This window comes from Streptomyces sp. NPDC041940 (assembly GCF_055589465.1).
The window spans coordinates 1-11699 of record NZ_JBVJBP010000012.1 but is presented as its reverse complement, the minus strand read 5'-3'; the positions used below and the strand labels follow the sequence as shown (position 1 = coordinate 11699).

Here is an 11699-nt window from a genome sequence, read left to right as displayed (position 1 = left end):
CGCGGGTGAAGGGTTCCGTCCGGTTGGGTGATCGTCCTTGACGCGGCGGGGCGGGGGTAGGACCGTGGGGCCCTATGAGGGGCGAACCCAGTTGCCCGAAGTGCGGTGGCCGGGTCAGGGCTCCCGGCCTCTTCTCCGACTCCTGGCAGTGCGATGTGCACGGCACCGTCCATCCGGTGCAGCCCGTGATACCGCCGAGCGTCGACGCCCTCAACGTCGTGGTGCACCGAACTCAGGTGCCGGTGTGGATGCCCTGGCCGCTGCCGGTCGGCTGGCTGTTCACGGGCGTGGCCTGCGCGGGGGATGACCGCACGGGTGGCCGCGCCACGGCCGTGGCCTGTACGGGGCCCGGGCCGCTCGGCGGGATGGGTGAGCTGATCCTGGTGGCCGAGGAGTTGGGCGTCGGTCTCGGTGCGCGGTACGCGGGCCTGGACGGTCCGGATCCGGGGCCGTCCATGGATGTCGGCAAGCCGGCTCACGCGAAGGTGCTCGCCGCGGGGCGGCCGACGCCGCTGTGGCATGTCTCAGGCGCGCCGGGCGACCGGGCCGTTTTCGCGGGTGAGGCGCTCGGGATGTGGCTGTGGGCGGTGGTCTGGCCTGAGCAGTCGGGGCTGTTGATGTACGACGAGCTGGTGCTGGCGGATGTGCGGGACGCGGGGGCCGAGGTGGAGTTGGTGCCGTGCGGGGCGTTGTCGCCGCGCTTGCTTGAGCCGTAGCGCCCAATGGGTGGGGGGTTCGGGTGCGTCGGCGGCCGCGGGTGGTCTGTGGCCGGTCGCGCCCACGCGGCGGAGCCGCATGTCGACACAGCCCCGCGCCCCTGAAGGGGTGTTGGTGTAGGGGGTGCTTCTGGGGTTCGGGTGTGACATCGGACGTCGAAAGTCCGGTTATCCTTGAGCAGCCCTGTTCGTCCCGTCAGTGTCTGGAGTCCGTGTCGTGCGCATCGATCTGCACACCCACTCCACCGCTTCCGATGGCACGGACACCCCTGCCGAGCTGGTGCGGAAGGCTGCCGCGGCCGGGCTGGACGTCGTCGCGCTCACCGATCACGACACCACTCGCGGGCATGCCGAAGCGATCGGCGCGCTGCCCGAGGAGCTGACGCTGGTCACCGGGGCCGAGCTCTCCTGCCGGCTCGACGGCGTCAGCATGCACATGCTCGCCTACCTCTTCGACGCCGAGGAACCGGCGCTGCTCGCCGAGCGCGAGCTGGTCAGGGACGACCGGGTGCCCCGGGCGCAGGGCATGATCGCCAAGCTTCAGGCGCTGGGCGTGCCCGTGACCTGGGAGCAGGTGGCGCGGATCGCCGGTGACGGGTCCGTCGGGCGTCCGCACGTGGCGACCGCGCTCGTCGAGCTGGGTGTGGTGCCGACCGTGAACGACGCCTTCAGCCAGGACTGGCTGGCCGACGGCGGCCGGGCCTACGTCGAGAAGCACGAGACCGACCCCTTCGAGGCGATCCGGCTGGTCAAGGGCGCGGGCGGGGTCGCGGTGTTCGCGCATCCCGCGGCGAGCAAGCGGGGGCGTACGGTGCCGGAGGCCGCGATCGCCGAGATGGCCGCGGCCGGTCTTGACGGCGTCGAGGTCGATCACATGGAGCATGACGCGGACACGCGGGCGCGGCTGCGGGGGCTGGCGAAGGAGCTGGGGCTCCTGGTGACCGGGTCCTCGGACTATCACGGCAGCCGGAAGACGTGTGTGCTCGGGGAGTACACGACGGATCCCGAGGTGTACGGGGAGATCACCCGGCGGGCCTTCGGGGCGTTTCCGGTGCCGGGGGCCGGCGGAGCCGTCTGAGGTTTCCGTCCTGTAGGTCCGTTCTCAGGCACTCGGCGTCGTCCGCCGCGCGCTTCACCAACCCCGCAAGGCCATCACACCCATGTTCGAAATCGCCGTCTTCGGCTCTCTCTTCCTGACCCTCTTCGTCATCATGGATCCTCCCGGGATCACCCCGATCTTCCTCGCGCTCACCGCCGGCCGGCCGGCCAAGGTGCAGAAGCGGATGGCCTTTCAGGCCGTCTGTGTCGCCGGTGGTGTGATCACCGTGTTCGGGCTGCTCGGGCACCAGATCCTCGACTATCTGCATGTCTCCGTGCCCGCGTTGATGATCGCGGGTGGGCTGCTGCTTCTGCTGATCGCGCTCGATCTGCTCACCGGGAAGACCGATGAGCCGAAGCAGACCAAGGACGTCAACGTCGCCCTCGTGCCGCTGGGCATGCCGCTGCTGGCCGGGCCGGGGGCGATCGTGTCGGTCATCCTCGCCGTGCAGAAGGCGCACAGTGCCGCCGCGCAGGTGTCCGTGTGGGCGGCGATCCTCGCCATCCATGTCGTGCTGTGGCTGGTGATGCGCTACTCGCTGGTGATCATCCGGATCATCAAGGACGGCGGTGTGGTCCTGGTGACGCGGCTCGCGGGCATGATGCTCTCCGCGATCGCCGTGCAGCAGATCATCAACGGCGTCACGCAGGTGATCCAGGGAAGCTGACGGGGCGGCGCGTCAGCTCCGGCCGAGCACCGCGCCGATCGCACCGGCCGCTCCCGCGTGGGCGAGATACTCGTCGATCTTGTGCGCACGGTCGCGGCCGTTGGAGACGGCGAGCTGGGTGAGCTTGCCCCAGCGCTCGTCCTCCAGAGGGCAGCCGATGGCCACCCCGTCGGTGGGACACCAGACGTTGACCCAGTCACGCACCCGGGGCGGCCGGTGCGGGCCGTGGGCGAGGAGCCGTTCGTTGACGCCGTCCAGGCCGAGCGGGCTGCCCGCGGTGACGAGCAGGACCGGGTCGAGGCCCTCCGGGAGCCGGGTCAGCAGGTCAAGTCCTACGACCGTGCCCAGGCTGTGCGTGACCAGCACCAGTTCGCCGGTGGCGGGCATGGTCTCCATGACGCTGTCCAGCACGGACTGCCGTACGGCGCTGTCGCCGAGGTACAGGTCGACGTCCCGCAGGAACCTCGCGATGGTCCACTCGTCCACGTCGGACCGTGCGGCCAGCCAGCTGAGCGGCCGGTGCAGTGCCCCGACCAGGCCCGCCCCGAAGCCCTCCGTGGTCGCCGGACCGTTCTGAGGCATGCCGGCCCGGGTGGCCGCCTCGTAGAGCAGTCGCTCGTAGGAGCCGGTGGGCGATTCCGCGGCGAAGACCTCGGCGGCAGCGGCGGCGCTGACGTCGTCCAGGCCGATGGTCTCGGCCGTGCTCTCCCTGCCGCTCACGAGGCTGTGCAGTCTCGTGCCGTAGAACGGGAACCACACGTCCTCGGGGTCGACCGGGGGCAGGGACGCGAGGGTGAGTCCGCGGTTCAGGCCCGCCGTCCACACCACGCGCAGGTCCTGGGGATCCTTGCCGTGCTGGTCCCTGCCGTGCAGGAAGACCAGGTGGCGGCGGCCGCCGAAGGCGCTGCTCCGGGCCGGGCGTCCGGCCTTGGGCCGGTGGGCATCCGTCCCGCTCTCGGTTGCCGGAGTGAGGGAGGCCGGCGGGGGCGTGACGCCGGGCACCTCCGGCGAAGGGAGCGGGGCCGTGCTCTGGTCCAGGCCCGAGTCCGGGCCCATCTCGGTCAGCAGGGCGCGGGGCCCGGGGGCGAGGTCCAGCCGGGCCAGGTGCTTGAGGACCGAGCTGATGCGGACGCCCTCGTTGGCGACCCACTCGATCGCGTCGTCGCCGTCGCCCTGGTGCCAGGGCTGTCCGTCCTTCCGCAGGACGCGGCCCTGGTCGTCCTTCTTCGGCACACCGCTGTGGTGCAGGGCCACGACCTCCCACTGGTCGTTGAAGACGGGGGAGCCGGAGTTGCCGGGGCGGGTGTCGGTTCGGTAGTGGACGAAGTCGTCGAGCCGCACCAGCACCGCGTTGTCGCGCAGCACGATCTCCTTGAGGCGCCCGTCCGGGTGGCCGATGACGTTCACCTTCTCGCCGAGCACCAGCTTGCCGAGCTGCACGCTGAGCCGGTTCCAGCCGAAGATCTCGCCCGGCGGGCGGCCGTCCGGGGCGGGCGTGACCGCGACCAGGGCGAAGTCCAGGCGTCGGTCCGCGGCGAAGAAGGCCCCCGGGTCGAGTTCCATGCGGACGGCGGCGTCGGGGACGTTGTCGACGGTGACCTGGGCGTTGAACTCGGCGAAGCACCGGCGGGCGAAGCCCTCGTCGGGCAGCACGTGGTGGTTGGTCATCATCAGCCGCGGCGACACCAGGAAACCGGTGCCGTGCGGAAGCTCACGGCCGTCGCGGCGCAGGGTGATCCGGGCCACCGAGGCCCCGGCCCTGACTCCGCGCGGCAGGAAGCTCCAGGCCTGGAGCTCGTTGGACAGGTCGATGATGCGTTCGTTGGCGTCGGGCAGGTCCATGGCCTCGCCGTGGATGTCCGCCACGACCGCCGAGGGCGACAGACCGCCCCGCTCGAGGATCCGGTCGGCGCGGACGGCGAGCGCGTCAGGGGAGTCCGGGAACCGCACTCCGGCCGCCAGTCTGCCCTCGACCCGTTCCCGCTCCGCGGTGGAGTCCTCGTACCGGCGCGCGGCCTCATCCGTGGCCTGTTTGTGCAGCTCCCCGTTCGACCGGCCCGTCACGGACATGTGCCACACCGTCCTGTTCGCTCTCGCTGGGCCCCTCAGCCCAGTACGCCCCCGGGCACCGCGGTCCGCAACAGCGGAGCCCCCGCACGGCCGATGCCGGGCGGGGGCTCCGAAGTGGGGGAGAGCTGCGCGCGTTATGAGGCCGCGGTCCCGGCCGGGCGGATCCAGAGGCGCTGCCCGGTGGCGGCGGCCTGCTGAACGATCCGGTTGACGGAGGCGGCGTCCACGACGGTCGTGTCCACGGGCGTGCCGTCGACATCGTCGAGGTGCATGATTTCGAAGCGCAAGGGCTTCTCCCTTCGTCTGGTCATCCTCCTGAGGAGAACTACTCGGTGTGGCGGCCCACGAGGCTTCGGTGCCCGGTGTTCCATATGAGTCAACAGGACTGCATGGTTCAAACATTCCCTACGCTAAGGAAATTTTTCGAACGGCTAATTACCGAGCCGTAAGAGTGTCGTTACGAGTGTCGTTACGAGACCGACCGGGACCATTTGTGTTCGCAGTGTGACCGCCGGGACAATAGAGGCGATGAACGACGACCTCGCGGCCCTGAGCGCCCGCATCGACCACACCAACGAGCTGCTCCAGCGCATGCTCGCCGAGGTGGCGAAGACACCCTCGACCCATGCGATCTTCGTCGATGCCGGGTACCTCTACGCGGCCGCGGGACGGCTCGTCGCCGGCACGGAGGACCGCCGCGCCTTCGATCTGGACGCCGAGGGCCTGATCGACGCGCTCATCGACAAGGCCCGCACGATCTTCGCGGACAGCAGGCTGCTGCGGGTCTACTGGTACGACGGCGCCCGCCGCCGCATCCACACGGCGGAGCAGCAGACCATCGCGGAGCTGCCGGACGTCAAGGTGCGACTGGGCAACCTGAACGCCAACAACCAGCAGAAGGGCGTCGACTCGCTCATCCGCTCCGACCTGGAGTCACTCGCCCGGCACCGCGCCATCAGCGACGCGGCCCTGCTCGGCGGCGACGAGGACCTGGTGTCGGCGGTGGAGGCGGCACAGGGCTACGGCGCCCGGGTCCACCTGTGGGGCATCGAGGCGCCGGAGGGCCGCAACCAGGCGGAACCCCTGCTGTGGGAAGTCGACAGCCAGCGCACGCTCGACCTCGACTTCTTCAAGCCGTACGTCTCCCGCCGCACGACCGCCCCCTACGAGGCGACCACGGGCCGGCCGACCCGCGAGGACGTGCGGTTCGTGGGGGCCCAGATCGCGGCGAAGTGGCTGGCGGCACGCGGCCGGGAGACGCTGGGGGAGCTGCTGCACGGGCACCCCTATCTGCCCGGTTCGGTCGACCAGGACCTGCTCGTGGAGGCGGAGGGCCTGCTGCAGTACTCGCTCCGCGGGCAAGCCGACCTGCGGCGCGCCCTGCGGGACGGCTTCTGGGAGCATCTGCGGGCGCAGTACTAGCCCCATTGGGCGCTGTTCCTCTCGGCGCTGTCCCAGAAGTCGGCGAGGGCGGCGGCCATCGGCAGGGGCCGGTCGGCGTTGGGGGAGTGCTCGGCTCCCGCGACGACCGTGCGGTGCGCGTTCAGCCGCAGGGCCATGTCGTCGAGGATCGCCACCGGCCAGGTGTCGTCGCGCGCGCCCGACAGGACGTGGAACGGCAGCGGTACGGCGGCGAGTTCGGCGACGCGGTCCGGCTCGGTGCACAACTGGTGGCCGGTCGCGCGCAGCTGGGCGGGCCTGTTGCCCAGCCAGCGCCTGCGCAACTGCTCCTGGTCGCCGATGCCGCGGGCGGGCCCGCCGACCTCCTCCGGCGGCCCCATGGCCTGGATCGCCCCCCACACCTCCTCCATCGACATGACGGCGAGCGCGTCCCGCAGCAGCTTCACGCGCTGCTGCTGGGAGACGGAGATCTCCGCCGGTCCGGACGAGACCAGGGTGAGGGAGAGGAAGGGGGTGTGGTCGAGCAGCACGGCCGCACGCGCGATCTGCCCGCCGAGCGAGTGCCCGACGAGGTGCAGGGGAACGCCGACCGCCTCGGCCTGCGCGAGCACGTCCCGGGCCAGTTCCCGCTGGGCGTAGGCGGATTCGTCGGCCACCGGCCCGTCCGACTCGTGCTGGCCCCGTCCGTCCACGGCGACGAGCCGGTACCCGCGCCGTACGAGCGGCTCGTGGAGCAGGCTGAAGTCCTCCTTGCTCCCGGTGAATCCGGGCAGCATCAGGACGATTCCCCTGACCTCCGCGCTCGCTTCCGGCGACGAGTCGACGACGGCGAACTCACCCCGGGCCGTGCTCAGGGAGTACGCACGGGCGCCGGGGGGCGGGGTGAAGATGGCTTGCCTGCTCACGGGGTGAGGGTAGCGGGTGGGGTGCGCTCTCCGGTGGGTGGAGGGCGGACCCGTGAACGCCGACGGCCCGGCCCCACCTGGGTGGGACCGGGCCGTCGGGCGGAGTGTCAGCCCTCCGTGGGCTCCGCGGTGGCCGTGGCCTTGCGGGTGCGGCGGGCCTTGGGCTTCGCCTCGGCCCCGCCCTCGGCGGTCGCCGTGGCGGCAGCGGCCGTCTTCCGCGTGCGGCGCGGCTTGGCCTCGACGGCCTCGGGCTCCTGAGCCGTCTGGGCCGGGATCCCGGCGGTGACGGTCTCGACTGCCTCGGCGGCCTTGCGGGTGCGGCGGCGCGGCTTGGCCTCCGTGCCCTCGGCCGTGTCGACGGCGGTCTCGGCCGCCGCCGTGGTCTTCCGCGTCCGGCGCGGCTTGGCCTCGGCGGCTTCGCCCTCCGGAGCCGCCGCTGCGGTCTTCCGCGTGCGGCGCGGCTTCGCCTCGGTCGCCTCGGCCGTGTCGACGCCCGCCTCGGCCTTGGGTGCCGCCTTGCGGGCACGGCGCGGCTTGGCCTCGACTGCCTCGGGCTCCTGAGCCGTCTGGGCCGGGATCCCGGCGGTGACGGTCTCGACTGCCTCGGCGGCCTTGCGGGTGCGGCGGCGCGGCTTGGCCTCCGTGCCCTCGGCCGTGTCGACGGCGGCTTCGGCCGCTGCTGCGGTCTTCCGCGTGCGACGGGGCTTGGTTTCCGTCGCCTCGGCCGTGTCGACGCCGGTCTCGGCCGTGGCCGCGGCCTTGCGCGTCCGGCGCGGCTTGGCCTCCGTGCCTTCGGCTGCGTCGACGGCGGCTTCGGCCGTGGCTGCGGTCTTCCGCGTGCGGCGCGGCGGCTTGGCTTCCGTGGCCTCCGCCGTGTCGACGGCGGCTTCGGCCGCTGCTGCGGCCTTGCGCGTGCGACGGGGCTTGGTCTCCGTGGCCTCGGCCACATCGACGGCGCCTTCCGCCGCTGCCGTCGCCTTGCGCGTACGCCTCGGCTTCGCCTCGGCGGCCTCGGCCGTGTCCACTGCCGTTTCGGCTGTGGCCGCGGCCTTGCGGGTGCGGCGCGGCTTGGGCTCCGTGGTCCCGGCCTGCTCGGCGGGGGCCTCGGCCTTCGCCGTGGTCTTGCGGGTGCGGCGCGGCTTCGTCTCCGCCGGCTCCGCGACGGACGCGGTGGTCCCCTCGGCCGTGTCGACCGCCTGCTCCGCAGCGGACGCCGCCGTGCTCTTGCGGGTGCGGCGACGCGGCGTGGTGGCGGAGGCCTCGGGCTGCGCGGACACCGGGGCATCGTCCGCGACGGCCGCGGACTGCGTGGCCGACGGCGTCACCGCGGCCTCGGTCTCCGCCACCGGCGTCTCCACCGGCGTCTCCGACCGGCGCGTACGGCGTCGGCGCGGCTTCGCCGCCTCGGGCGTCTCCGTGTTCGTGCCCTCCGCCGTCGCCACGGCGTCAGCCGCCCGCTCGGACGGAGCGGACTCGACGGCCGTCACCGGCGCCGACTCGGCCCGGGCACCACCGCGGGTGCGTCGGCGGCGACGCGGGGTGCGCGGAGCCGTGACGGCGTCCGCCTCGGCGGTGCCGCCGGCGGCCGCGGTGTCCGGTGCGCCGGTGCCGGCGGACTCGGGTGCCGAGCCCAGCGGCGTTCCGCCGCGCGTACGGCGGCGGCGTCGCGGTGTGCGCTCGGAACGCTCGCGCTCGGCCGTCCGGGACTCGTCCCGGCCGCCGCGGCCGTTCCGGCCCCCGCGTCCGCGCGGCGCCCGGCCGCCCGGCTCGCCCAGGTCCTCGAGCTCCTCGGCGTCCAGCCCGGCGCGCGTACGCTCCGAGCGCGGCAGGACGCCCTTGGTGCCCTCGGGGATACCGAGGTCGGAGAAGAGATGCGGGGACGTGGAGTACGTCTCCGGCGGGTCGTTGAAGCCCAGCTCCAGCGCCTTGTTGATCAGCTGCCAGCGCGGGATGTCGTCCCAGTCGACGAGCGTGATCGCCGTACCCTTCGCGCCCGCGCGGCCCGTACGGCCGATGCGGTGCAGGTACGTCTTCTCCTCTTCCGGCGACTGGTAGTTGATGACGTGGGTCACGCCCTCGACGTCGATGCCGCGGGCGGCGACGTCGGTGCAGACGAGCACGTCCACCTTGCCGTTGCGGAAGGCGCGCAGGGCCTGTTCGCGGGCGCCCTGGCCGAGGTCGCCGTGGACCGCGCCGGAGGCGAAGCCGCGCTGCTTCAGCTGGTCGGCGAGATCCGCCGCCGTCCGCTTCGTCCGGCAGAAGACCATCGCCAGCCCGCGGCCGTCGGCCTGCAGGATGCGCGAGACCATCTCCGGCTTGTCCATGTTGTGCGCGCGGTAGATGAACTGCTTGGTGTTCGCGACCGTCGCGCCCGCGTCGTCCGGCGCCGTGGCGCGGATGTGCGTGGGCTGCGACATGTAGCGGCGGGCCAGGCCGATGACCGCGCCCGGCATGGTCGCCGAGAACAGCATCGTCTGGCGCCGGACCGGAAGCATGTTGATGATCTTCTCGACGTCGGGCAGGAAGCCCAGGTCGAGCATCTCGTCGGCCTCGTCGAGGACCAGGCACTTGACGTGCTTCAGGTTCAGCTTCTTCTGCCCGGCGAGGTCGAGCAGCCGGCCCGGGGTGCCGATGACCACATCGACGCCCTTCTTCAGGGCCTCGACCTGGGGCTCGTAGGCCCGGCCGCCGTAGATCGCCGTCACGCGCACGTTGCGGGCCTTGCCGGCCGTCAGGAGGTCGTTGGTCACCTGCTGGCACAGCTCGCGCGTGGGGACGACGACGAGGGCCTGCGGGGTGTCGGTGAGGTCCTCGGGCTTGGCGCGTCCGGCCTCGACATCGGCGGGAACGGTGACGCGCTCGAGGAGCGGGAGGCCGAAGCCCAGCGTCTTGCCGGTGCCGGTCTTGGCCTGGCCGATGACGTCCGTGCCCGTGAGGGCCACGGGCAGCGTCAGCTCCTGGATGGGGAAGGGGGTGGTGATGCCGACGGCCTCAAGGGCCTCGGCTGTCTCGGGAAGGATTCCGAGCTCTCGGAACGTCGTAGTCAGGGTGCTGCCTCTTCTGTGTGGGGCGGTGCGAGGCGAGCGCGGGGGTCGTGTACGGACCGTGCCGGGGACGTCGGCGGCCTTGCGGCGGTGCCGTTGGGCACGGGACCACTGTCGACGCTCTAGCGCTCGTACCGCTGAGGGTGTCCCTCCGGGCTCCGTACGCACAGTGCCATACGGACGCGGAGGTCTGTCGGGTCGGAGCCGATCGGGCCACCGACCGGGCATCCTCATACGTGCGGCCTGTCGAGGTACGTCGAAGTACCAGCAGGCGCATTACCACCATACCCCGGATTCCCGCACATGCGATGGCCGATTTGGTCACGTAGCCGTTGTCACAGTGATTGACCAGGGCCTTACGCCCCCTGGCGGGCGGGTTATTGTGCGCTTCATGACGAGCTCTGACAAGCCTGAGAACGCCTCGGACACCACCGCCACCCCGGCCGAGCACACCGGTGTCGCCGCCCGGGACTGGGCGACGGCCTCCGCCGACCCGCAGTACCGCGCCGCTGTCGTGGACCTGCTCGGCGCGCTCGCCTACGGGGAGCTGGCGGCGTTCGAGCGGCTCGCGGAGGACGCCAAGCTGGCACCGACGCTGGCGGACAAGGCGGAGCTGGCGAAGATGGCGTCGGCCGAGTTCCACCACTTCGAGAGGCTGCGCGACCGGCTCGCCGAGATCGGGGAGGAGCCGACGCGGGCGATGCAGCCCTTCGTCGGCGCCTACGACGGATTCCACAAGCAGACGGCCCCCTCGGACTGGCTGGAGGGGCTCGTCAAGGCGTACGTCGGCGACTCCATCGCCAGCGACTTCTACCGGGAGGTCGCCGCCCGCCTGGACTCCGACTCCCGCGACCTGGTGCTGGCCGTCCTCGACGACACCGGCCACGGCGGCTTCGCCGTGGAGAAGGTGCGTGCCGCCATCGACGCCGATCCGCGGGTGGGCGGCCGGCTCGCGCTGTGGGCGCGGCGGCTGATGGGCGAGGCCCTGTCGCAGTCCCAGCGGGTCGTCGCCGACCGGGACGCGCTGTCGACCATGCTCGTGGGCGGTGTCGCGGACGGCTTCGACCTCGCCGAGGTCGGCAAGATGTTCTCCCGGATCACCGAGGCCCACACCAAGCGGATGGCCGCGCTGGGACTGGCCGCGTAGCCGTTCCGCCAGGGTTCCGCGGGGCTGTGGGGAGGCTGCGGGCCGCCGGTGGCTGGTCGCGCGGTTCCCCGCGCCCCTTCAGGGCGTTGTCCGCGCCTCTGAGGGCTGCTCCGGCTACGCCGTGGCTGATCGTCGGCGCAGGTGGCGGCCCGCCGGGCGCAGCAGCAGCGACAGCGAGGCCACCGAGACGATCACCGCGCCGAGCAGGACCAGCAGCAGATGCCCGGCCTCCAGCGCGCTGTGCATGACGAAGGCTCCGAAGAGGGCTCCGGCGACACCGGTCGACAGGACCAGGGGGCGGGCCGGGAGCCTGTGTGACAGGCGTTGCGCGGCCGCCCAGGCCAGAGCCAGACCGAGGATCGCGGAGCTCAACGCTTCCAGGAGCATGTCGGGGTCCCTCCCACATGGCCGGCCTACCCAAATCGGTCGTAGCCCGTCTTACCCCTGACCTGCGGAATCCAATCCCTTTCTGTGGGTGCTCTGTGCTCCATCCGTGGAGGAACCCAGGTGCCGCACGGGGACCCGTGGAACGCGGACGGGGGGGGGGGGGGGGGGGGGGGGGGGGGCCCCCCCCCTCCCCCCCCCCCCCCCCCCCCCCCCCCCCCCACCACACCCACCCCCCCCCCCCCCCCCCCCCCCCCCCCCCCCCC

The 11699-nt window shown here is 72.4% G+C and carries 10 protein-coding genes; 5 read left to right on the top strand and 5 right to left on the bottom strand.

Features of this window, described 5'->3' with window-relative positions; genetic code table 11:
- Positions 1-74 precede the first annotated feature (74 nt).
- From ACZ6I3_RS20900 to ACZ6I3_RS20890, 3 genes are all read left to right on the top strand, one after another.
- Positions 75-716 (top strand): DUF6758 family protein, encoded by a 642-nt coding sequence (locus ACZ6I3_RS20900; protein WP_469416384.1) that lies wholly within the window; start codon positions 75-77, stop codon positions 714-716.
- A 217-nt stretch (positions 717-933) separates the two neighbouring features.
- Positions 934-1794, top strand: coding sequence for a PHP domain-containing protein (locus ACZ6I3_RS20895; protein WP_469416383.1), 861 nt, complete (start codon positions 934-936; stop codon positions 1792-1794).
- Between the two features lie 82 nt (positions 1795-1876).
- Positions 1877-2482 (top strand): MarC family protein, encoded by a 606-nt coding sequence (locus ACZ6I3_RS20890; protein WP_469416381.1) that lies wholly within the window; start codon positions 1877-1879, stop codon positions 2480-2482.
- A gap of 12 nt (positions 2483-2494) precedes the next feature.
- Here the strand turns inward: ACZ6I3_RS20890 and ACZ6I3_RS20885 are convergent, their stop codons facing one another.
- On the bottom strand, positions 2495-4552 hold the full coding sequence (locus ACZ6I3_RS20885; protein ID WP_469416380.1) for a trypsin-like serine peptidase: 2058 nt from the start codon (positions 4550-4552) through the stop codon (positions 2495-2497).
- Between the two features lie 134 nt (positions 4553-4686).
- Positions 4687-4863: a hypothetical protein gene (locus ACZ6I3_RS20880; RefSeq protein WP_469416683.1), complete on the bottom strand. Its 177-nt coding sequence runs from the start codon at positions 4861-4863 to the stop codon at positions 4687-4689.
- Between the two features lie 217 nt (positions 4864-5080).
- Here ACZ6I3_RS20880 and ACZ6I3_RS20875 point away from each other — a divergent pair, with 217 nt between their 5' ends.
- On the top strand, positions 5081-5974 hold the full coding sequence (locus ACZ6I3_RS20875; protein WP_469416379.1) for an NYN domain-containing protein: 894 nt from the start codon (positions 5081-5083) through the stop codon (positions 5972-5974).
- Here the strand turns inward: ACZ6I3_RS20875 and ACZ6I3_RS20870 are convergent.
- Both ACZ6I3_RS20870 and ACZ6I3_RS20865 read right to left on the bottom strand, forming a co-directional pair.
- Positions 5971-6858, bottom strand: coding sequence for an alpha/beta fold hydrolase (locus ACZ6I3_RS20870; RefSeq protein WP_469416378.1), 888 nt, complete (start codon positions 6856-6858; stop codon positions 5971-5973). The genes ACZ6I3_RS20875 and ACZ6I3_RS20870 overlap by 4 nt on opposite strands.
- Before the next feature lie 107 nt (positions 6859-6965).
- The gene (locus ACZ6I3_RS20865) at positions 6966-9812 is read right to left on the bottom strand and encodes a DEAD/DEAH box helicase (RefSeq protein WP_469416676.1); all 2847 of its coding nucleotides are present in this window, start codon (positions 9810-9812) and stop codon (positions 6966-6968) included.
- Between the two features lie 481 nt (positions 9813-10293).
- On the opposite strand from ACZ6I3_RS20865, the gene ACZ6I3_RS20860 reads away from it, so the two are divergent.
- Positions 10294-11049 (top strand): ferritin-like fold-containing protein, encoded by a 756-nt coding sequence (locus tag ACZ6I3_RS20860; RefSeq protein WP_215118663.1) that lies wholly within the window; start codon positions 10294-10296, stop codon positions 11047-11049.
- Between the two features lie 114 nt (positions 11050-11163).
- Here the strand turns inward: ACZ6I3_RS20860 and ACZ6I3_RS20855 are convergent, their stop codons facing one another.
- A complete protein-coding gene (locus tag ACZ6I3_RS20855; protein ID WP_469416376.1) occupies positions 11164-11436 on the bottom strand; it encodes a hypothetical protein in 273 nt (90 codons plus the stop codon).
- Positions 11437-11699: the final 263 nt, after the last annotated feature.

Coding starts and splice junctions, on each gene's coding strand:
- ACZ6I3_RS20875 (WP_469416379.1), top strand. CDS start 5,081: ATGAACGACGACCTCGCGGCCCTGAGCGCCCGCATCGACCACACCAAC.
- ACZ6I3_RS20890 (WP_469416381.1), top strand. CDS start 1,877: ATGTTCGAAATCGCCGTCTTCGGCTCTCTCTTCCTGACCCTCTTCGTC.
- ACZ6I3_RS20860 (WP_215118663.1), top strand. CDS start 10,294: ATGACGAGCTCTGACAAGCCTGAGAACGCCTCGGACACCACCGCCACC.
- ACZ6I3_RS20855 (WP_469416376.1), bottom strand. CDS start 11,436: ATGCTCCTGGAAGCGTTGAGCTCCGCGATCCTCGGTCTGGCTCTGGCC.
- ACZ6I3_RS20900 (WP_469416384.1), top strand. CDS start 75: ATGAGGGGCGAACCCAGTTGCCCGAAGTGCGGTGGCCGGGTCAGGGCT.
- ACZ6I3_RS20885 (WP_469416380.1), bottom strand. CDS start 4,552: ATGTCCGTGACGGGCCGGTCGAACGGGGAGCTGCACAAACAGGCCACG.
- ACZ6I3_RS20880 (WP_469416683.1), bottom strand. CDS start 4,863: ATGACCAGACGAAGGGAGAAGCCCTTGCGCTTCGAAATCATGCACCTC.